We start from the raw sequence: 20,894 nt of genomic DNA, 5'->3' as shown, positions 1-20,894 counted from the left end.
GTCATATAGCTATCTTCAGGCTTTATATCACAACTTGTCTCTTGCCAATAGATACACAACCCTCTATTCTTGCATCAGTGTCGTACAGTATAGTTACTATCCAGAAAAAAAGAGCATGGCCGGCTCGGGTGGCACTGCATGCATGCACAGAACGATGGATATACTCACTCTGAGAGGTGCATCTATGGTTTCTGTGATCAGTGTTCAAGATATCTCGATGGTCTATAAAGCCCCAGTGCGGGAGGCTGGTTTGCGCGCCGCGCTAGGCTCGCTTGTTCACCGAAAATACCGCGAGATACAGGCTGTGCGTGATATCTCATTTGAGCTTGAAGCGGGTGAGGTAGTGGGCTTTATTGGTCCTAATGGCGCAGGGAAGACTACGACGATGAAGATTCTGAGCGGCATCTTGCACTCAACCGGCGGCACAGTCAATGTGCTTGGCTTTACTCCCTGGCGTCGGGAAGCCTCTTTCTTAAAGAACATCGCCTTTATCCGTGGTAGCCAGCCCATCGGTGGCCCAAACGAACTGACGGTACTCGATTCACTCCGTTTCCAGCAACTCACCTACGAAATCCCTGAGACGGCTTTTCATAATAGCCTGGCCCTTCTGGTAGAGATGCTCAAATTGGAGCCGCTGCTTAAGCGCCAGATTCGTGCCCTCAGCCTAGGGGAACGCATGCGCTGTGGGCTGGCCCTCGCACTCATCTATCAGCCACGTATCCTCTTTCTCGATGAGCCGACGCTAGGCCTGGATGTGACCGCGGTCAGTATGATGCGCCGTTTTATCACAGACTATAGCCAGCAGACGCAGGCAACCATCCTTTTGACGAGCCACTATATGGCCGATGTCGAGGAGCTCTGCAAACGTGTCGTGCTTATTGACCACGGAACCTTGAGATATGATGGAGGGTTGGAGGACCTCTCCACATCCTTCTCGACCTCTAGAATACTGACAGTCACAATTGCTAAAGAGGTGACCCCGGAGTGGGGACTGTATGGTGATGTCATAGAAGCGGAGCCAGGCAAAGCCACTCTGTGTGTTCAACGTGAAAAACTTGCAACCCTCTCTGCGCGGTTGCTCTCCGAACTTCCTGTAGTTGATTTGGCTATAGGAATCATCCCTCTGGAGCAGGTGATAGATCAAATTTATCAGGAGGGCAGGATATGATGCGCATACTCTGCTTACTCGCAATCGCGACGCAGCGTGAAATCCTGCAATGGCTGACCGGGCGCGCCTTCGTGATTACGCTGATGATCAACCAGGCGGTCGCGCCCCTGATCGGGCTCGCCGTTTGGTCGGTCGCTTTACCCGGAAATAGTCAGATCTCAACCTACTATGTCGCGCTGTTAGCCATCCAGTTGATGACGGTCTCTTATGAAAACCATACATTCTCTAATGCTATCTATGATGGGACATTCAGCCAGGAGTTGCTGAAACCCCAGCCTACGGTGCTGGGACAGCTCGGTACGAATATCGCGATGCGCCTCTGGCACCTGCTGTTCGGCCTGCCAATCATCATCCTTGCGGGCGTGATTACTCACACCACCTGGGATGTACACATGCTTAATGAAAAGCTTGAGACGGGAGAAAACTTTTTGATGCTTGAGCCTGACTTGCTGGTGACAAAGTTTACGGTTCCACCTGTTCGTTCAGGGTTGCTTCAACGTTCACACTTGCTTACACTCCTCGAGCAGAGCCCCCAGGTCCCTTTGACCCTTCTCTCAGCCTCCGCTGGCTTCGGGATGACGACGCTGCTCTCAGCCTGGGCGAGCCAGAGCCAGTATAGGGAGCAGATAGCATGGCTCACGCTTGAGGAACAGGATAACGATCCAATGCGCTTCTGGGCCTATGTGATTGCCGCCCTCAGGAAGGCGGGCGCCCCCGTAGGCGCGCCCACGGAAGCGCTTCTGCATTCCTCTCAATCCTCCCTCCTGACGGGGGCTATCACTTCACTTATCAACGAACTGGCCGCTCTGGAGCAGGATATTGCCCTGATTCTGGATGACTATCATGTGATTCGCGAGCAGGCGCTTCACGCCTCGCTCCAATTTATGCTTGAGCATCTCCCACCTAATTTGCATCTTTTTGCGTACTGAAGCCGAACGGTTTCAGGCCAATCCCGGAAATGTGTTCGGCTTCGCCGGAATGATTTCCACAGGCAGCTAGCAGTGCTGGACAACACAATGGCAGGCAACCTCAGGATTGGGAGACTTTGGGAGCTAGCTCGGAACTTCGATACCGAATTGCTGGGTGTACTCCGAATTGAGCCGAGGCCAACCGAACTTCATCGCCTCGCCAGCAACAATGCGGCCGATGGGAGTTCCGCTGAGAAGGTGATCCAGCACATCGAAACAAATGTGCCACCCGGCAGCACCCATTGAGATGAAGCGACGATCGATGTTGTGCCACAGCGTCAGGCGCGTGCCGCCATCAAAGGCTTTGAGTTCCCACCGGATATCATTGCCGCCCCAATTGTACTCAAGCACCTTGGGAGCATCGGCTCGCGTCACTCTTGTTTCGGAAATCTGCGGCGTGGGCGCTCCCACGTTGGTGAGCTTCACCGTGGTTCCAACCGTACCTAGGCTTCCATCGGCTTCAAAGGGAGCCCACTCGCGCAGATGCGCCGGGTCGGTAAGCGCCTGCCAAACTTTTTCCGGCGAGTGACGCAGTTCTCTGACGAGAATGAGCGTCCACTTCTCTCCGTTCTTTCTTATCTGCGCCCCGCTGGCCGGACCCGGTGTGTACTGCTCGCGATCGGTCATCTTCTTCTCCTTATCTTCCTTTTCGTTGGTATTGATTGATCCATGTGGTCGAGGTGGCGTTCGAGAGCATCCACGTGAGCGGACCAGAACTGGCGGAACGGAGCCAGCCAGGCATCCACCTCCTGGAGCGGTTCTGGCCTCAGCCGGTAGAGACGGCGCTGGGCGTCCACCGTGGATTCCACAAAACCAGCCTCGCGCAACACTCGCAGGTGCTTTGACACAGTTGGCTGCGACATACGAAGCTGACGCGCGATCTCTCCAACCGACTGTTGTGACGAGGCCAGGAGGCTCAATATCGCGCGGCGGTTCGGCTCCGCAATGATTTCGAACACAGATTCCATTATCTTGGTATACTCCACAGAGCATATGCTTGCCAAGGTATATACAGGCAGGGGCCCAGGCAACGGTTTCAGTCAGCGTGCGGGATGCACCGACCGATGCGTTTTTGGCGGGTGCTATTCAGAGCGCTGCTCGCTCCGGCCGCTTCAGCGTTGAGGCGGGGACAAGGGCTGCCCCCGCTGCTGCATGCCGCCGAAAGGCAGCTGTCGCGTCACGCCCTGGCGCCTGCTGAACGGCCGCCCTTAATAGCGTGCCAACTGGGTAAGTTGAATGAGGTTGCCGCAGGTGTCGTTCAATATTGCAATGGTCGAGCCGGTCACATCGGTGGGTGGCATCGTGAACTCGGCGCCGCGGGCCTTGATCCGCTCGTAGTCGCCCTTGACGTCGTCGGTGAAGAACATGGCCGCGGGCTGGCCTTGTTGAAAGATCGCTTGTTGATACGATTTGGCCGCGGGGTTGTCGTTCAGCGCCAGCTGCAGCTCAGTGCCGTCCGGTTCCTCAGGCGAGGCCACGGTCAGCCAGCGAAATGGGCCCTGACTAAAATCGGCCTTCTTGGCAAAGCCCAGTACCTCCGTATAGAAGCGCAGAGCCTTGTCCTGGTCGTCCACGTATACGCTGGTCACTTTAATTTTCATTTCGTTACTCCTTTGTCACGTTCGCGGTTTGGGCCGCGTCGTTTTCTCCTTATCTTCCTTATCGCGCGGCAGTTCGGCTCCGCAATGATTTCGAACACAGGTTCCATAGTCTTAGTATACTCCGCAGAGCATATACGTGTCAAGGCATATACAGGCAAAGGGCCCAGGCAACGGTTTCAGTCAGGGTCCATTTCGCTGGCTGAGGCATAGTGCATTTCCCGAGCGACAACCCATTCGGCGCAAGATGGGAGTTGATCCCCACCTCTCCTATCTTCGCGAACGATGGGAAACCAGAACGGATTGGTTGAGGATCATGTCAACAAGCTCAAGCGTATCAAAAGGATGGGATATGGCCGCGCTGGATTTGAGTTGCTGCGCCAGAGAGTTCTGCATGCCCATGACCAGGCTAGCTTCACCGAGAATGTGTTAAGAACCACTCTTCACGCCTACTACCAGTCACCAACAATCATCTCAGGTGACAGCGCGCACACATCATTAGCCATACGTATGTCACTTGATTCTTGTTATATAAACAGCCCCGGCGCCCGCCTCGCCCGAGAGCCAGCGGCGCAGGGGTTCACAATCGTACCAGGTCTGCACACTGAGGAGCGGCACGACCTCCACTTCATCGACCCAGTGCGCAGACTGCACCAGGCCATCCGGGTCAGCAAACTGAAACTGGCCGCTGACCTCGCAGACAAAATGGAAGCCAAAGCCAGCCTCTTGCAGGCCTTGTTCCGTCTTACGCTGGAGTTCAACGACGAAGGCCAGGTATGGCTGGCTTGTGATGCGCAGGCCAGTCTCCTCAAGCATTTCCCGTCGCAAGGCCTCTAACAGCGTCTCCCCTGGCTCGACAACCCCACCGGGCAACCACCAGGCACTCTCCTCCGGCCCATGATGCTTCACCAACAAGAACTTCCCCTGGCTTCTTACCAGCGCCAGGACCGTGTTTTGGCGACTCATTTCGCTTTCTCCCTCTTTCCCTTTTTATACTGCATATAAAGTAAGCATCAACCTGAGCAGATCTGTCAATCATGATGAATGGGGGAATGAGTAAGCTTGGCAAGCATACGCTCCACCAAGCTTACTCATTTTCCCCCAACAAGTAATCCTTAAAATACTCCTTTTGGGTCCCCCGCTATGCAGAAGGGATAGGCTATGCTTACTATGTGCATTCCCATCGCATGCCGCTGGGAGCGGTAAGTCATTCGCGGAAGGAGGAGCCATGCCAGCCTACCGGATTCGTCTCAAGGAGCAACTCGACCAGCGCTGGTCGTCCTGGTTGGGTGGACTGAAGATGATACATGAGGCGAACGGGGAAACAGTGCTTACAGGGGAAGTGGTCGATCAGGCCGCGCTACATGGATTGCTCAGTAAAGTGCGCGACCTCCATTTAACCTTGATCTCTATCTCTCCTCTAGAGGTGGATGCTCCAGCCAAAAAAGATGCAAAGGAGGATTCCCCATGAGACGTCCCAAAACACCTCTTCCCCCTTGAAAACGTACTTGAAATGTACTTGCGCCCTTTTTCCTCAAGCGTGTATTGCATCATGCTTTGCTGAAAAGTAGTAGACATCGTAGTCTTTAGAGTCTTTGAGAACGACTCTAACAGTCATTATCTCAATAGTGATACTCTGACCCTCAGCTCACTTATCTGTCCCAAGACAAGGAGAAAAAAGGTAGTATGAGCACTTCTCAGAACAATCTGGTAAATGCATTTCAGGCCGGAAGGATAGACCGTCGTTCTTTTATTCGCCGAGCGACGGCACTTGGTATTTCTCTTGCTGGCGTTGAAGCCATCGTGGCAGCCTGCACAACCAATGGCTCTGGTGGCGGAGGTTCCGGCAGCTCCATCAAGTGGTCGAACTGGGCCAACACTGGTGAGATCCAACGCTTTAAGGATTTCACCGCGAACTACAACAAGACCCACAACACGAATGTCCAGTATAGCTTTATCCCCTCGGCCAATAACAATTATTTTTCCAAAATATTGACCGAACTTAATGGAGGTGTGGCCCCCGATTGCTTCTACGTCGGAGATGGCGATATCGGCAAGCTGGTCGCCAACAAGACCGTCATGCAGTTGAACGATCTGCTGGACAGCTCCAAGAGCAAAGCGAAGGCCAGCGATTATCTGCCGGGCCTTTGGGGCGCCTCCAAGACGCAGAGCGGCAAGATCTTTGGCGTCCCCGTCGACTGTAACCCCCTCCTGCTCTGGTACAACGAGAAGGTGCTACAGGACGCGGGTATCACCACCATGCCAGCCGATATGTATGAGCAGGGGCAGTGGACGCGTGATGCTTTCCAGGAGATGATGGACAAGATCAAGGCCAAGGGGAAGTATGGCTTTGTGCTGGATGCCTGGGATATGCAGTACTATTGCTGGGCCACCTCCAATGGCGGCAAGATCTATGACAAGGATGGCTATGGCGACTTCATCGCGCATGAAGATCCCAAGTCGGTTGATGCCTTCACCTGGCTGGCCGATAATACGAAGAAAAAGACGATTGTCTACGCTGGCAGCCTGCCCAAGGGCCAGGGCTCTGACCTTGCGCTGATTAGCGGCCAGACTGGCTTTATCTCCGTTGGGCGCTGGGACCTCCCCGAGTTCCACGCTGCCAGTGGGATGAAATATGACTGTGTCCCCTTCCCCGCGCCCGGTGGTAAGGGCGGACCCACGCCCGTAGCCCTTGCATACATGGTCATCAATAATAAGACCAAGCTAAAAGATCAGGCCTTTGATTTCCTGACCAATTATGTCTCGGCCGATGGCCAGAAGTTCCGCCTGCAAGGTGGCGGCAATGCCGTGCCATCCATCCAGTCATCCGAGACGGAAAAGGTGGTCACGGACGGCAATGATCCCGCCCACGCCCACTACCTGATCGATGCCCGCAATTCCGGCTATGGTCTCTTCCCCGCGGAAGGCAATGTCCCCGGCTTGACCGATGACATTAAGACGGCGCTTGACCCTGTCTGGTTGCAAGGGAAAGACGTCAAAACCGCCCTGAGCGGGATCGCCACTATGGCCAACCCTCGTATTCAGAAGGCCCAGCAGAACGCGCAGTAAACGCTTGTATATGTAGCGATAGAGTTTTGTTTGGAGTTGTGGGAAAGCTTCAGGTGCCAAGCCGAAAGCCTTCCCACACTACCTTCTCATCATGAAAATAAACGTAACAGAGGAGGGGTCATAGCTATGGATTTTCAAGTGCAATCACTGGACATACCTGGGGCTATCCCTGCTATTCCTAAAAAAGGCAGGCCAAGTGAGCGAGCCAGGAGGGATAGAGGCTGGGGGTACGTCTTTATCCTGCCACAGTTGATAGGGCTGCTCGTGTTCTCTTTGATTCCCCTTGTCTCGGTCTTCTATCTCAGCCTGGCAAGCTGGGATGGCCTGGGAGCAGTCAACTTTGTAGGCATACAGAACTACATCGACCAGTTCACAGGTGATGATCTACGCATCTCACTCCTACACACCATTTATTACACGGTCCTCGCAGTGCCCGGTGGGCTGATTCTGGCCCTAATCATCGCGCTTGGTCTCAATAATGTACGCGGCAAAAGCGCCTATCGCGTACTCTACTTTATGCCCTATATCACGGGTTCAGTGGCTGTCGGCGTGATGTGGGCCTGGTTGCTCAACAGCGACTTCGGCCTGATCAATACGCTCTTGCGTTCCTGGTTCCATGCCAGTGGTGTAGGCTGGCTGACAAACTCGAACTATGTCATTCCTTCGCTGGCCATGGTCGGCACCTGGCAGGGCCTGGGCTTCAATATGGTCATCCTTCTGGCGGCACTCCAAGGCATTCCAGTCTCATACACCGAGGCAGCACGCATCGATGGCGCGAATCGGTTCCAGGTCTTCTGGAACGTCACCCTACCTATGCTGACGCCAAGCCTCTTCTTTACGACGGTGATCTCTATCATCAATTCGTTCCAGGTCTTTGACCTCACCTTCGTCCTCACAGGTGGTGGACCAGGCAAAGACAGCTACACCATGGTATATGACCTGTATCACCTGGGCTTTGAGTCAGCTCAGTTTGGCCAGGCCAGCGCCGTGGCTGTCATCCTGTTTGTAATCCTACTGGTCGTGACCTTGATCCAGTTCCGGCTGCAAAGACGCTGGGTAAACTACGATGTGTAACGCGCGTAAAGAAGAAGGAGGAGCGAGCATATGTTACAAGAAACTCTAAACCCGGGAACAAGCGAAGTTAGTCAGAAGACAGTAGCGCGAGCCACGAGGAAGACAGGTAGAAGACCTTCAAGTATAGTCTTTGACGTGGTTCTCCACTTTATCCTGATCATTGGCGCTATCTTTATGGCGGCCCCATTTATCTGGATGCTTATCACGTCGCTAGAGAGCACAAGCCAGGCCTTTAGCGTTCCGCCCACCTGGATTCCCAATCCCTTTCTGTGGGGAAATTATCCACAATCGCTCAATGCCCTGCCCTTCAATCTGGCCTACATGAATAGCACCATCGTCGCTGTCAGCGTCACCTTCTTCCAGTTAATTACCTGCTCGATGGCTGGCTATGCTTTTGCGCGTATCGAGTTTCCCGGACGCAATATTATCTTCATTGCCTTCCTGGCGACAATGATGATTCCCTTCCAGCTCACCATCATTCCGATCTTCCTCACCATGAAAGAGCTGAACCTGCTTGATACCCTACTCTCGCTTATCCTGCCGCCCGCGCTCTTCAGCGCCCTTGGCGTCTTCATGATGCGCCAGTTTATTCTCGGAATACCGATTGAACTGGAGGAGGCGGCAATCGTCGACGGCGCCAACCGCTGGAAAATTTTCTGGCAAGTCATTCTGCCCTTGCTCAAGGCTCCCCTCGCCGCGTGGGGAATCTTCGCCTTCCTGGGCCAATGGAATGACTTTCTCCGCCCCCTGATCATGCTCAACACGCCAGAGAACTTTACTGTCCCCCTAATGCTTAACCAGTTCCGTGGACAGTATGCCACCGAGTGGACGCTGGTCATGGCCGGCTCAGTGATCGCGGTCGTGCCTGTCCTGATCGTTTACATCCTGGCCCAGCGCCACATCATTCGCGGCATCGCGATGACAGGCTTAAAGGCGTAAGAGGTTGTTCGACGCTACAAAAGTACGCGTCTACATATAATGGTACGGTACTACTTGTATCATCATATGTAGACGCGTACTTTTGTAGCGTCGTGCCTTTATGCAGGAGCAGGGCCCGTGGATTGGCGTATGACAAGTTGGGTGGAGATATTTAAGGGAATAATATCTTCCGTCCCGTCTAACAGGCATATGAGGCGCTGCACTGCCCCTTGCCCGATAGTGGCATTGTCCTGACGCATAGTCGTGAGGGGTGGATAGGTATACTGACTGAATTCAACATCATCGAAGCCAATGAGCGATATATCCTCTGGAACACGCATCCCCTGTTCGTTGAGGGCGCGAAGAACCCCCATGGCAATCATATCGCTGGCGGCTACAATCGCTGTAAAGTCGCGTCGTTCGGCCAACAGGATCTTCGCGGCCTCATATGCCTCAGAGATGTTCCAGCCTGAGTGGCGCACCAGGCCGGGGTCGGGCTTGATCCCAGCGTGAGTCAGGGCCTGCTGAAAGCCCTGAAGGCGCTCCCTCCCTGCCAGATCAGACATTTTTCCGGTCAACATGGCGATGTGTCTATGGCCCAGGGATAGCAGGTATGTGGTCGCCTGGCGTTCCCCATCTAAGTTATCCGACTTCACATAGGTTGCGCGCCTCCCCTGGGCGATACGATCAACAAAGACCGTGGGAAGATTCGAATCGATCAAGGCCTGGATACGCTCCTCTGTCGCATGCAGCATAATGACGCCTGCCACGCGCCGTGTCTGCAAGCTCCGAATATAATGCTTTGGAGAATGCCCCAGCGGGCGCGAAGGTACAAGCAGATCATAGCCTACAGACCTGGCCTCGCGCTCAATATTCTTCAGGATATCCAGGTAGATATATTGCGAGGTTTGCCCAAGGTGCGCTAAGAACTTTTCGTTGTCATCTTCGGGGAAGAGGCTTATAGCCAGAACGTAGGAACGCTGGCGCACCAGGCTTTGAGCCACCACATCCGGCTCATAGCCAAGCGCGGCGATAGCCGCCTGGATGCGCTCTCTTGTCTCTTCGCTCACGTGTGCCGATCCATTCAGCGCACGCGAAACCGTCGCCCGTGAGACACCTGCTAATCGAGCAACCTGCTCGCTTGTGACCATAACATTAAATCCCTGCCTATGAGTAACGTGTGTTCATATTATTACAAGCACTATCTCATGTAGGACAGGCAATTGTCAATGGTTTATTACCTGATAGGTTGATCTTTCCAATTCTCTCCTTACCTCTATCTCGGCTCGCTACATACCCACAAGCGCGAAGGCTTCAAAAGAGACACATCCATTCCTTGACAGCGAAAAAGTAAGATGGTAGTATTCATACAAACGAATGTTACACGTGTTCATTGCCAAATGGGTAAATATATGTCACCCAACAATTAATCACGAAAGATCCACTACTCCCAGCAATGTTGCTGTTGGGTGACAATCCATGAAAGGCTAAAGGGGATGCAATGCCAAAGAAGGCACGCTACACCATCTTCTGGTCGTCATTGCGTCATGCATATGAGCTGCATGAATACCAGAACAATGAAGTTCGCGATATCGCCAACGAGAAACATTTATGGTTGGCATGGATAAGCCAGGTCTCGTCGTTCGCGTTTCATGGGAGACATGGCTCATATACGGCGTGCAAAGAACGAAGACAGCGTGGTGATGGCTACTGGTACGCCTATGCGCGTATCAAGGGCAAGGTAACTAAGCGCTACCTTGGGAGAGAAACCAACCTGAGCATTCCTCACTTAGAGGAGGTAGCTCAAGATCTGGGACTCGATAAAGCAGAAGAAATACATACCAGGAATAGAGCCTCAATTGAGTCACAGACGAGCCTGACACCCTCATCAGCGCAGAGCCATCCTCTGCTCGCCACGAAATTTCATATGCCACGCCCACGCCCACACCTGGTGCATAGACCGCGATTGATTAACCGGCTCGAACAGGGTTTGCAACGCACGCTGACCCTTATCTCAGCGCCGGTTGGCTTCGGTAAGACCACCCTGCTCGCCAACTGGCTACACACCCATCCCTCCTCTGTCGCCTGGCTCTCGCTTGAGCCACAGGACAATGAGCCTGTACGTTTTGTCTCCTACCTGTTAGCAGCCTTGCAGCCCAACGATCCTCACCTGGATACATTCAGGCAGATGCAGCCAAATCTGCCCCCAATGGAGACGCTGTTGACACTGCTGATCAATGATTTGCTGATGCGTCGCGCCAATACACGAGAGCATGTCGTGCTTGTTCTGGATAACTACCAGGTCATCACCGATCCCTCAATTCATTATGCCCTCTCCTTCTTGCTCAAACATATACCATCCCAGGTACACCTGGTTCTCGCTACACGTGAAGATCCACCTCTCCCATTGGCACACCTGCGTGGACAGGGCAACCTGCTGGAATTGCGTGCTACCGACCTGCGTTTTACGTCCGAGGAGGCCGCCACATTCCTGGCAGATGTAGCTGAGCTTTCGCTTACTAGGGAAGAGAGTTTACTCCTGCATACACGTACTGAAGGCTGGATTACAGGGCTACAACTCGCCGCCGTCTCCCTCCAGGGACGCGCTGACACTGCAACCTTTATCGCGGCTTTCAGTGGTAGTCATCACTATATCGTGGACTACCTCCTCGAAGAGGTTCTGCATCAGCAGAGCGAGACCGTGCAGGAGTTTTTATTACAGACGTGCATTCTGGAACGCTTAAGTGCGCCGCTCTGCGATGCTGTACGCGAGCAAGGGGGAAGCCAGGCCCTGCTCGAATTGTTAGAACACAATAATTTATTCCTGCTGGCACTCGATGACGAGGGCCAGTGGTATCGCTATCACCGACTCTTTGCCGAAGCCCTGCGCCAGCGGCTACAGCAGACCACGCCCGCATTGATTCCACAACTGCATGCACGCGCCAGCCACTGGTGGGAGCAGCAAGGATTACCCTCCGAGGGGGCGCCTCATACCCTAGAGGCATCACTTCCACAAGATCAGTCTCAGGAGCAGTCGCTCACAGCCCGCGAACGGGAGGTCTTGCAATTGCTCCTGGATGGCATTTCCAACCGCGAGATCGCGTATCGCCTCGTCCTGAGTACCAACACCGTCAAGAAACACGTCTCCAACATCTGTAGCAAACTACACGTTCGCAGCCGCACTCAGGCCATGGCGAAAGTCCAGGCCCTCCGCCTGCGCCTTTAATTCAGCCAATATTCAGATATATTTGCACAAACATGAATCCCCTATTAGTCGATGAATGCCCTGGAAAACATGCGTATGCCCTCCAATTGTGGCATATCAAAGAAGCGTATCACCAGTTCTTGCACTCCGGCATCCTCATACGCCTTCAGGCGCTGACGAATCGTATCAGGACTACCAATCAGGGCAATGTCGATACGGTCGCCAAAGTTGGCCCGCACAACAGGCGGGATCTTCTCCAGCGCCTCTTCATCGGTCGCGCCAATCGAGCAGAAGGTAGTAGTCGTGCGGCGGATACTCTCATAGTCGCGTCCAACCGCTTCACAGTGTGCTTTAAGCACATCAAATTTCTGCCCAATCGTCGCGAGATCGTTACCGACATTGCAAGCATCGGCATACTGTGCCACCATCTTCAGCGTGACCTTCTCGCCATCTCCGCCAATCAGCAATGGAATGTGCGGCTTTTCCCACGGAATGCGCAACGAGATGTTCTCTCTCGCGAACTGGCTCTGACCCTGCTTTGAGCCATTGGCCACTTTCTATCTTGGAACCACGTCCAAGAAGTTGGAAGCCTGGCTGGGGATAGCGGTGAAGCGACCTGCAGAGCTATTTCATCTGAACTGTGCATCTCGTTGCGCATCCCGTGGGCTTTTGTACACCTTTGGGCTGATTGATGGCCCCATGCACCTGGTAGTATTTGCCTTCGAAGTGTGCCTCTTCCTGGGTCCACATGGCGAGAATCACCTGCACCGCCTCGCGCACATAGCGCAGCCGCTTGGGCGCATCGGGATACTCATAGCCATAGGCGCGATACTCATGCTCATACCAGCCAGATCCAATACCAAAGTTTAGGCGCCCATGTGAGAGCACATCCAATGTGCTGGCCATCTTGGCCAACAATGCGGGATTGCGATAGCCATTGCATGTTACCATCTGGCCGATGCGAATGCGCTTGGTATCGCGCGCCAGCGCTGCCGCCGTTGTCCAGCACTCGAATGTAAACTCCTGCGAAGGCTCTGGAATTGTATGAAAGTGATCGACCAGGTATGCCGCCTCAAAGCCCACCTCATCCGCCGCCTGCGCCACCTGGGTCATGGACTCATATGCCTCAACCGGATCCTTGATGCCTACCAGGTCCATCGTCCAGCCCTGTGGTAGCAAAATGCCAAATTTCATAGCCATTTATGAAAACCTCTTTCTTGTTCTTTCGTATCAGCTCGCGTGGAGATATCTTATGCCAACTCCATGTTGATTACAGTAACCTAAAGGATAAGAAGAGGGGAGTAATTGTTGAATGCACTACACATCAAGCAGATGGGTCCGACGTTGCTAAAGCACGCGTCTACATATGGACGCTTATATGTAGACCCGTGCTTTAGCAGCGTCGGGGCATCTCACGTACGCGGGCAATAGCCTGTGCTCTATTCTCGGCCCCCAGCTTGCTCAGAATGTTAGAGACATGTTTCTTTGCAGTTGCCAGCGAAACGACGAGCTGATCGGCAATCTCCTGATTCGTCTTGCCTTGTGCCAATAGACCAAAGACTTCCAGTTCACGTACAGTGAGTGACCAGGGTAGGGCTAGCGAAGCTTCTTGGTCAGCTTGCTGCTCAAAGACCGCCAGCAGGGTTTTGAGCGCTACTTCGGAGGATAACAGATGCATATGTTGGGTGATCGTGGGATTTAGAAGGCTCTGAAGTACCTGTCGCAGAGGCGTACCCGCGTCCAGGTACACACGCAGGTAGTCAGTTGGCTCAGCTAACTGGAGCAGCCGAAGCGTGACCTGCCTGGCCTGGTCATCTTCGCCAGAAGCCTGTAATGCTGCTGCCTGGAGCGCCAGGACAGGCACAACCTGCCATATGCTCTCGTTCTGCTGAGCATGCGCGAGCATATGGTTCAGGAGGTGCAGAGCATCAGTATTCCTCCGTAACGCGAGAAAGACACGCACCAGGGCTATAGCTTCTGCATATTCCTCATCATGGATATAGCTAAAAGTATGGGGATTGACCTCGTTGTGAGCTGCCCAGGCAGAGGTCAAGGCGAGATCGCCCTGTGCAAGCCAGACCAGGGCGCGCCCAGCCATTACCAGGTTGCGATGATGTTTCCATTGGCTCTGCTGGCTCAAGTGCTCTGCCTCTTTCAAAGCCTGCTCTGCCTCTTCTCGTTGTCCCATTGCAAGGAACATACGTATAGATTGGTAACAACCTGTAAGCTGTATATCCACATGTTGCCAGGTTCGAGCGAATTGCAGCGCGGCATCGAGATGAGTGCGCGCCTCTGCAAGCTGGCTCCAGGTCCAATGCAATTCAGCCAGGTGCAGGTGAAGATAGCCAAACAGAGATCGAGCTTTCCCCATCTGCTGCAAGCGCTGCAATGCCTCATTCGTGATCTGATAGGCTTGCCGCAATTGCCCCCTATCTCGATAGATGACACCGAGCCTCTCCATCATCCAGATAGCCTCGTAGGGATGCTGTTCTCTTTCAGCTTGCTGCTTCAACTCGGACAGCAGCGGAAGCAAAGCGACCGACTTCACTTCCCCAGCAACAAGATGATAGGTTGGAAGCATCTTCCACACCACATTCTCATCTCTGGCAAGTTCCTGCAAGCGAGCGCTCAGGAGACGTATCTGCTCCCCATCCTCCTGGATAAGCACGTCCCTGCTCGCGATCCACTCACGCAACAAGTCCAGGCGATTTTGGAGTATATGCCGTTCTACCTCTGGAATCTCATGGCTACGCAAACACATCTCTATACGCTTGAGGATCTGACCCGTCCCGCTCACCGCCTGGTTCCACTGTTCATCGGGATCATAAAGGGCCTGCAACAAGATCTGCAAAGTCGTTGTCAGAGCAAGGTCAGCATGAGCCAACAGTAGTGGATCGGGCAAACCTGTAATCCAGGCATACAACTGCGCAATCTCTCCATTCAAGCACATATGCTCTGCTGATTGCTCCATCAGGTCAGCAGCGAAGACGCAATCGCTGCCCGCGAGTGCATGAAGAATCGCCTCGCGTGTGTTGCCTTGTTGAGCATACCAGCGGGCCGCTCGCTGGTGTAAAACAGGAATACGCTCTAGGAAGATAGCTTGCAGGCCCGCCTGGAGCATATCACGAAAGAGGCTATGAAAGCGATACCAGTGCCGCTCCTCATCGAGAGGGACGAGGAAGAGATTGGCTTTCTCCAGAGTGCGAAGCATTTGCTGGCAGGCTTGCGCGCTGGTCCCCTCCACCACCGCCTGGCAGAGCGAGGCTTGTAGGCGAGTCAAGATGGCCGTGTGAAGGAGAAAATCCTGTACCTCCTGGGGCTGGGGCTCCAAAATCTCTTCCTGCATATATTCTAGAATGAAGCGCTGCCCACCATGCAATTGGTGGACAAATGTAGAATAATCTGCTCGCGCACGCATGGCAAGGGCCGCCAGTTGTAGACCCGCGATCCAGCCCTCGACCCGTTGCTCTAGCACATCGATCTCGACCTCTGCCAGGGGAAGTTTCATAGTCTGGGTGAAGAAGTCTACGACTTCGGCACGCGTAAAGCGTAAATCTTGCTCACGTAGCTCGACGACCTGTCCTCGCGCACGTAAACGTGGCAGAGCTAGCTGCGGATCATAGCGTCCAGCCAGAACCAGGTGCAATCTGGGAGGAAGATGCTCTAGCAAGAATTGAAAAGAGCTAACAATAGCCGGGTCATTGATGACATGATAGTCGTCCAATATCAGCACAGTCTCGACCTGGCAGGCAGCCAGGTCGTTAATGAGGGCCGTCAGGGTCGTCGAGAGAAGCGGAGACCGTGGTGCTTGCAGCATGCTCAGAGCGGTTTCACCCACACCTGGCACATGGATACGCAAAGCGGCAATGACATAGATCCAGAAGCGGAGAGGATCGTTATCCTGCTCCTCCAGTGATAACCATGCAATAGCCTGTGTAGAAGCGCGCTTCCGCGCCGTCCACATGGAGAGTAGGGTCGTTTTCCCACTACCAGCGGCAGCGGAGAGAAGCACTAAACGATGAGAAGATGTCGCGTCCAGGTCTTTGAGCAAACGTTTCCGTTCTACCAGCGAGGGCGGAAGTTGGGGCGGAGAGAGTTTTGTTGTGAGAAGCGAGGCAAGACCCTGCTTTACAGGGCAGGGCAATGCTTTCTGTGGCTCAGAAACAGCGACAGCACGCGCGGTCCGCACGGCTAGCTTTGCGCTGGTTCCATCTTTATCTATGAGGTTCGAGACGGCCTGCTCTAAGCGCGCAAACGTGGCAGTTCGTCCTACGTAGCATTTATGAGTGCGGCGAGCCTGCCTGCTATAGGCATACCAGTACCCTGCGCCTCGGGGGCGATCTTCCTTAATAATACTAAGATGACCACCGTGACACTCAAAAGCAAACGAGGTCTGGTTCCCCAGCCAGGCAAGCCACTCTGACTCATCTTCCTGGCGAAAAGAGCGTTGTAATTGTCCACCTGTTGTCAGTTCATAACACTGCTGCTCTTCTGACCATGTGAGCACGTACAGCGATGGCTTTGGCATAGATCCTTTACTGCTTGCCCCCTTCAGGTGGCCTACCCCTTCAAGGGAGGTTGTGTATTTCCTCTTCGACCACCCAACATCCGATCACCCAACACCGCCAAGTATAGCAGGGATAAAAATGCCATGCAAGCAATAAAACTCGCCAAAGGCGCTATAGACCAACAGGTCAGGCTTTGAGATGGACACCAAAATATATGGCGAGGGCGGCACTATATTCTTCCTGGCTGGCTAGTATCTGCTCCTGACGCTCGCCATGAACTGTTGTGATCAGGCGTTGATTGCTGAGAGTGATACGCCCATCATTTCTGGCAAGCGAGCACACACGATTTTGCGTAAAGTGCGACTGGGGAGAGGTCTGCTGATAGTGGCACATAGCAGAGAAATCGCTTAGTATATGAGGCTGAAGGGTAAAACGATACTCTGGCTTCCAGTCGTCGTATTGCCGCTCCAGGACCCAATATTCATCCTCTTGCACCAGGCGATAGCTTCCCCAGGTCTGAGGCTGCATAAGCGCGGGCTGCATACGAAGGGGAAGGCGAAAACTATCGCCAAAGCCTACATCCGCCAGCCAATCCTCTTCTAGATGAACAAGCAAGGTGAGGTGGTCAAACTCTGGCCCAAAGCCCCCTGAGGAATGCCCCACACCAGCGGAGAGGAGATCAACTTGAAAACCCAGCGCTCGTAGGAGTGAGGCAAAAAGACCATTGAGTTCATAGCAGAAGCCGCCACGCCTCTCCTCAATAACCTTCGTCCAGAGGGAGCGTTCATCCAGGCGAATCTCTCTTCCCAGGTGGATATCAAGGTTTTCAAAAGGAACCGAGAGCAGGTGTGCTTCATGCAGTGCGTTTAGGGTCTGGATATTTGGCTCAAGCGAGCCCTGGTAGTCAATGCGTCGCAGGTAAGCTTGTATGTCCATTTTCATCCTTGCAATTCTTTATTAGATATCCTCAAAGAATAGAATATCTTCTATTCTAGTACAAAATTGGTCATTGATGATCCGCCAAACGACCAGCGATTCTTCTGTACAAAGGGACAGAATGAGGATACAGCAACTTGCATCTTCTTCTACAGTCATCTATACTTGGGTTTAGGTAACACAGCGTTAGGTAACATCACCAGGGATGAAAAAGGCGGGAGAGGATGCCAAGGGCAGCAGCATACACCCTATCCTGGTCAGAGGCGCGCCAGGCATATATTCTCTGTGATCAGCACGCAGAGGTAAAAGAAATAGTGCTGGAGGCGGACGCTTCAGCATGGCAGGAGGTGCTGGCACAGGCAGCCTCGTTCGCCTTCCGAGGACGGCAGGGCACATATACAGCGCGCCGCGAGCAGGTGAAGCAGGGTGACTGGTACTGGTATGCCTATCAGCGCTCGCAGAAGCGGGTACGCAAGAAGTACCTGGGCAAAGGCGAGGTGCTCACACTTCAGCGACTGGAGGAGGTAGCTGGACTCTTCGCAGCAGATGGTGAAGACGACAAAAATGGAGGCGCAACCAAGCAAGCTACAACAGGCAAGGAGATACATAGCCTGGCACAGGAAGAGCTACTGGCGGCCAAGCTCCGCGTTCCCCTGATACCACAGCATCTTGTCGAGCGCACGCGCCTCATTGAACGCCTGCACCAAGCACAGGCACGCTCCCTGACCTTGATCTGCGCTCCCGCTGGTTCCGGCAAGAGTACGCTGCTTAGTAGTTGGTTGCGCACCCAGACATCGCTCTCGGCCTGGGTCTCCCTCGACACGAGCGATAACGATACCACGCGCTTCTGGTCTTACCTCTTCACGGCTATAGATACCCTCTATCCCGGCGTGGGCACCTATACCCTGCGTATGCTCCACACCCCTCAGCGTCCCACGATTGAGCGCGTCCTGACGCTGCTACTCAATCTGCTGGAGAACGAGAAGTTCAGACCCCAGAAGTCAAACGGCGAGGCGCTGCTCGTACTGGATGACTATCATGTGATTAGCGACGAGTCCGTTCACCAGGGCCTGACCTTCCTGGTAGAACATCTACCTGCACACCTACACATAGTTATCGCGGCACGCCATGATCCTCCTTTGCCGCTTGCGCGCCTTCGGGTTCGCCAACTTCTGCTTGAAATACGAGCCGACGACCTACGCTTTACGAGTGAGGAGACGCTAGCGTTTTTCGCACGCCACGGAAAGGCTCCTCTTACTCACACAGAGATCTCGCTATTGGAAGAGCGCACTGCTGGCTGGGTGGCGGGGCTGCAAATGGTCGCGCTCCTCTTGCATGATCAGCCGAAAGCGCCCAATTTCTTAGAGAGCCTCAAGGGTAGCCAGAGCTATATCGCCGAATACCTGGGACAGGAGGTGCTGGCACACTTGCCCGAGCAGATCCAACAATTCCTCTTGCGAACCTCGATTCTCTCACAGCTAGAGGCTCAACTCTGTGAGGCCGTTAGTGCACAACTCAATGGCGAGGAGACCCTGAACTGGCTCTATCAGGCCAATCTCTTCTTGACGCCTCTGGATGAGGCACGCCGCTGGTATCGCTATCACCAGGTCTTTGCCGACATGCTGCGCCAGCACCTCCAAGCCAGCGCGGCCAGAGATATCCCATTGCTGCATCAGCGTGCCGCTCGCTGGTATCGCGAGCAGGGCATGCTCACAGAGGCCGTTACCCACGCCCACGCCGCGAACGATACTGCTACGATTGTCGACCTCGCTGAGGAGAACGGGGTAGAGCTTATCAGCCGAGGCGAGGTGCAGATGGTGATGAACTGGGTTGAATTGTTGCCACGCCCCCTGATCTTCTCCCGCTTGCGCCTCTTTCTTTATGCCTGCTGGTGGTACTGGTATGCCGGGCAGGCAGTAATCGCGACTGAGATGCTCTCCATATACATTCAGCAACACGCGCTCCCCACTCTAGAGACTGAGAATGTGGCTTCACTGGAGCAAGCCATCACGGCGCATGTCGATAGCTTCTACCCACATTCCAGCAGAAGCGAGGGACTGCGAGCCAATATGACCGCTGAACTCCTGGCGCTGTATGGGATGTTGAATACGCAACGTCCCGGTGGCCTCTCTTTTTGCCAGGAACTCTGTCGCCGCGCCGTTGCTCGCCTGACAGGTATGGCTCATCGCGCACGTATGACGCAACACCTGAGCACGGTCTCTATTCTACGAGGAGACCTTCTCGCCGCCACTGAGGCTCTGGAGGAGGGGCTGGCCTCGGCTATCGCCGACCGGAGCGCGACCTGGATTCTTAGCATCGCCTACCGCCTGGTCATGCTCTATGAGATAATGGGGCGGCTAAGCGATATTCCATATCTCGCCCTACAAGTTCTCCATATGACCACACCTGAGTCCCCCCTACTCAAGGGAAACGCCAACCTCTTGCTAGGGAACGCGGCCTACGAACGCAATAATTTAGAGGGGGCGGAACGCTATTATAATCGCGTCATCGCCTCGTGTGCCGATATTGACCTCCTTAGAGAGACCAGCGCTGATACGCACTTTCTACTCGCAAAACTCGGCCTTGCGCGTATCAGACTTCTCATGCATGATCCTGAGGGCACACACCAGCATCTGGCAGAGGTCGCGAACTATCTCTCTGAGCCATGGATAGGAGAAGAGGTACTTCCCATCGCCAGGGGCGAGTATGCGCTTCTCCAGCACACGCTTGGCGACGAAACAGTTGGGCAGCAATGGCTAGAAGCCTACCCCCTTCCTCAGCGAGGCGATCCCCTGCTGTTGCGCCAGTGGCTCTCGCTGGCATCCGCTCACTATCAACTCTACATCCAACTCCTCCTGACCTGCCAGCGCTGGCAAGAAGCACAGCAGATGCTGGATGAACAGCGAGAACTGGTAGAGCAGCCAGAGCGAATAGGCAGCCGTATCCAGTGGCTCACCTGGTACGCCCTGCTCAACCAGGCCCAGGGCCACACCGACCAGGCCATTGAGCAGATAGCGCATGCACTCATTCTGGCTAACTCCAGGGGCTACGTCCGAACATTTCTAGACAAAGGCGCACCCATGCTGACATTGCTCACCCTACTACGTGAAAGGCAACGTGTTCAAAATGGCAGCCGTAAAAATGCAGGGGTATTTTATTCTGGCTATATGAATATGCTGCTCATACGCTTACAAGAAGAGCTGCAAATTGAAGATAGCGAGCAAGAACTAATTGAGCCGCTTAGTACGCGTGAGCGCGAGGTGCTCCATCTTATCAATGCTGGCCACTCCAACAATGAGATCGCCTCGCGGCTCGTTATCGCCCTGAGCACAGTCAAATCACATGTGCGCGCTATTTATACCAAACTAGGCGCAGAGAGCCGCACCCAGGCCCTCGCCCAGGCTCGCAAGCGCAAACTGATCTAGTTGAGGCAGGGCTTGAATAACTGTA

The 20,894-nt window shown here is 54.0% G+C and carries 16 protein-coding genes and 1 pseudogene; 8 read left to right on the top strand and 9 right to left on the bottom strand.

From position 1 onward, the window contains the following. Positions 1-184 precede the first annotated feature (184 nt). The gene (locus JMJ16_RS44625) at positions 185-1,168 is read left to right on the top strand and encodes an ATP-binding cassette domain-containing protein (RefSeq protein WP_201392140.1); all 984 of its coding nucleotides are present in this window, start codon (positions 185-187) and stop codon (positions 1,166-1,168) included. Then, complete coding sequence (locus JMJ16_RS44620) at positions 1,165-2,097, top strand: hypothetical protein (RefSeq protein WP_201392138.1); 933 nt, start codon at positions 1,165-1,167, stop codon at positions 2,095-2,097. Before JMJ16_RS44625 ends, JMJ16_RS44620 begins: the two co-directional genes overlap by 4 nt. Positions 2,098-2,220: 123 nt before the next feature. On the opposite strand, the gene JMJ16_RS44615 is transcribed toward JMJ16_RS44620, so the two are convergent. From JMJ16_RS44615 to JMJ16_RS44595, 4 genes are all read right to left on the bottom strand, one after another. Continuing rightward, entirely contained in the window at positions 2,221-2,763 is a 543-nt protein-coding gene (locus tag JMJ16_RS44615) for an SRPBCC family protein (protein WP_201392136.1), read from the bottom strand. Beyond that, positions 2,760-3,104 (bottom strand): helix-turn-helix transcriptional regulator, encoded by a 345-nt coding sequence (locus JMJ16_RS44610; protein WP_201392134.1) that lies wholly within the window; start codon positions 3,102-3,104, stop codon positions 2,760-2,762. Before JMJ16_RS44610 ends, JMJ16_RS44615 begins: the two co-directional genes overlap by 4 nt. Before the next feature lie 240 nt (positions 3,105-3,344). Further along, on the bottom strand, positions 3,345-3,737 hold the full coding sequence (locus tag JMJ16_RS44605) for a VOC family protein (RefSeq protein WP_201392132.1): 393 nt from the start codon (positions 3,735-3,737) through the stop codon (positions 3,345-3,347). 510 nt (positions 3,738-4,247) lie between these two features. Next, positions 4,248-4,700, bottom strand: coding sequence for an NUDIX hydrolase (locus JMJ16_RS44595; RefSeq protein ID WP_201392129.1), 453 nt, complete (start codon positions 4,698-4,700; stop codon positions 4,248-4,250). A 262-nt stretch (positions 4,701-4,962) separates the two neighbouring features. Between JMJ16_RS44595 and JMJ16_RS44590 the strand changes: the two genes are divergently transcribed. The 4 genes from JMJ16_RS44590 (at position 4,963) to JMJ16_RS44575 (ending at position 8,816) form a co-directional block, all read left to right on the top strand. Further along, a complete protein-coding gene (locus tag JMJ16_RS44590) occupies positions 4,963-5,205 on the top strand; it encodes a hypothetical protein (protein WP_201374400.1) in 243 nt (80 codons plus the stop codon). Between the two features lie 215 nt (positions 5,206-5,420). Beyond that, the gene (locus tag JMJ16_RS44585) at positions 5,421-6,803 is read left to right on the top strand and encodes a sugar ABC transporter substrate-binding protein (RefSeq protein ID WP_201392127.1); all 1,383 of its coding nucleotides are present in this window, start codon (positions 5,421-5,423) and stop codon (positions 6,801-6,803) included. A gap of 126 nt (positions 6,804-6,929) precedes the next feature. Next, positions 6,930-7,877: a carbohydrate ABC transporter permease gene (locus JMJ16_RS44580; protein WP_201374398.1), complete on the top strand. Its 948-nt coding sequence runs from the start codon at positions 6,930-6,932 to the stop codon at positions 7,875-7,877. A gap of 30 nt (positions 7,878-7,907) precedes the next feature. Then, positions 7,908-8,816, top strand: coding sequence for a carbohydrate ABC transporter permease (locus JMJ16_RS44575; RefSeq protein WP_201374397.1), 909 nt, complete (start codon positions 7,908-7,910; stop codon positions 8,814-8,816). A 98-nt stretch (positions 8,817-8,914) separates the two neighbouring features. On the opposite strand, the gene JMJ16_RS44570 is transcribed toward JMJ16_RS44575, so the two are convergent. Continuing rightward, a complete protein-coding gene (locus tag JMJ16_RS44570) occupies positions 8,915-9,946 on the bottom strand; it encodes a LacI family DNA-binding transcriptional regulator (RefSeq protein WP_201392125.1) in 1,032 nt (343 codons plus the stop codon). A gap of 350 nt (positions 9,947-10,296) precedes the next feature. Between JMJ16_RS44570 and JMJ16_RS55170 the strand changes: the two genes are divergently transcribed. Further along, the gene (locus tag JMJ16_RS55170; RefSeq protein ID WP_236601974.1) at positions 10,297-12,021 is read left to right on the top strand and encodes a LuxR C-terminal-related transcriptional regulator; all 1,725 of its coding nucleotides are present in this window, start codon (positions 10,297-10,299) and stop codon (positions 12,019-12,021) included. 44 nt (positions 12,022-12,065) lie between these two features. On the opposite strand, the gene JMJ16_RS44560 is transcribed toward JMJ16_RS55170, so the two are convergent. The 4 genes and pseudogenes from JMJ16_RS44560 to JMJ16_RS44545 form a co-directional block, all read right to left on the bottom strand. Beyond that, on the bottom strand, positions 12,066-12,554 hold the full coding sequence (locus JMJ16_RS44560) for an LLM class flavin-dependent oxidoreductase (protein WP_236601973.1): 489 nt from the start codon (positions 12,552-12,554) through the stop codon (positions 12,066-12,068). Between the two features lie 115 nt (positions 12,555-12,669). After that, positions 12,670-13,200 (bottom strand): annotated as a pseudogene (locus JMJ16_RS44555) (LLM class flavin-dependent oxidoreductase); the annotation flags it as partial. A 193-nt stretch (positions 13,201-13,393) separates the two neighbouring features. Next, entirely contained in the window at positions 13,394-16,528 is a 3,135-nt protein-coding gene (locus tag JMJ16_RS56450) for a LuxR C-terminal-related transcriptional regulator (protein WP_201392123.1), read from the bottom strand. Positions 16,529-16,694: 166 nt separating this feature from the next. Beyond that, positions 16,695-17,444 carry an arylamine N-acetyltransferase gene (locus tag JMJ16_RS44545; protein WP_201392121.1) on the bottom strand — a complete coding sequence of 250 codons (750 nt, stop codon included), beginning with the start codon at positions 17,442-17,444 and terminating at the stop codon, positions 16,695-16,697. A 224-nt stretch (positions 17,445-17,668) separates the two neighbouring features. Between JMJ16_RS44545 and JMJ16_RS44540 the strand changes: the two genes are divergently transcribed. Further along, positions 17,669-20,869 carry a LuxR C-terminal-related transcriptional regulator gene (locus JMJ16_RS44540; RefSeq protein ID WP_201392119.1) on the top strand — a complete coding sequence of 1,067 codons (3,201 nt, stop codon included), beginning with the start codon at positions 17,669-17,671 and terminating at the stop codon, positions 20,867-20,869. Positions 20,870-20,894: the final 25 nt, after the last annotated feature.

It is taken from the genome of Ktedonobacter sp. SOSP1-52 (assembly GCF_016587395.1).
The sequence above is the reverse complement of the archived record's forward strand: the minus strand, read 5'-3'. Positions and strand labels throughout refer to the sequence as shown.

Coding starts and splice junctions, on each gene's coding strand:
- JMJ16_RS44625 (WP_201392140.1), top strand. CDS start 185: ATGGTTTCTGTGATCAGTGTTCAAGATATCTCGATGGTCTATAAAGCC.
- JMJ16_RS44620 (WP_201392138.1), top strand. CDS start 1,165: ATGATGCGCATACTCTGCTTACTCGCAATCGCGACGCAGCGTGAAATC.
- JMJ16_RS44615 (WP_201392136.1), bottom strand. CDS start 2,763: ATGACCGATCGCGAGCAGTACACACCGGGTCCGGCCAGCGGGGCGCAG.
- JMJ16_RS44610 (WP_201392134.1), bottom strand. CDS start 3,104: ATGGAATCTGTGTTCGAAATCATTGCGGAGCCGAACCGCCGCGCGATA.
- JMJ16_RS44605 (WP_201392132.1), bottom strand. CDS start 3,737: ATGAAAATTAAAGTGACCAGCGTATACGTGGACGACCAGGACAAGGCT.
- JMJ16_RS44595 (WP_201392129.1), bottom strand. CDS start 4,700: ATGAGTCGCCAAAACACGGTCCTGGCGCTGGTAAGAAGCCAGGGGAAG.
- JMJ16_RS44590 (WP_201374400.1), top strand. CDS start 4,963: ATGCCAGCCTACCGGATTCGTCTCAAGGAGCAACTCGACCAGCGCTGG.
- JMJ16_RS44585 (WP_201392127.1), top strand. CDS start 5,421: ATGAGCACTTCTCAGAACAATCTGGTAAATGCATTTCAGGCCGGAAGG.
- JMJ16_RS44580 (WP_201374398.1), top strand. CDS start 6,930: ATGGATTTTCAAGTGCAATCACTGGACATACCTGGGGCTATCCCTGCT.
- JMJ16_RS44575 (WP_201374397.1), top strand. CDS start 7,908: ATGTTACAAGAAACTCTAAACCCGGGAACAAGCGAAGTTAGTCAGAAG.
- JMJ16_RS44570 (WP_201392125.1), bottom strand. CDS start 9,946: ATGGTCACAAGCGAGCAGGTTGCTCGATTAGCAGGTGTCTCACGGGCG.
- JMJ16_RS55170 (WP_236601974.1), top strand. CDS start 10,297: ATGCCAAAGAAGGCACGCTACACCATCTTCTGGTCGTCATTGCGTCAT.
- JMJ16_RS56450 (WP_201392123.1), bottom strand. CDS start 16,528: ATGCCAAAGCCATCGCTGTACGTGCTCACATGGTCAGAAGAGCAGCAG.
- JMJ16_RS44545 (WP_201392121.1), bottom strand. CDS start 17,444: ATGGACATACAAGCTTACCTGCGACGCATTGACTACCAGGGCTCGCTT.
- JMJ16_RS44540 (WP_201392119.1), top strand. CDS start 17,669: ATGCCAAGGGCAGCAGCATACACCCTATCCTGGTCAGAGGCGCGCCAG.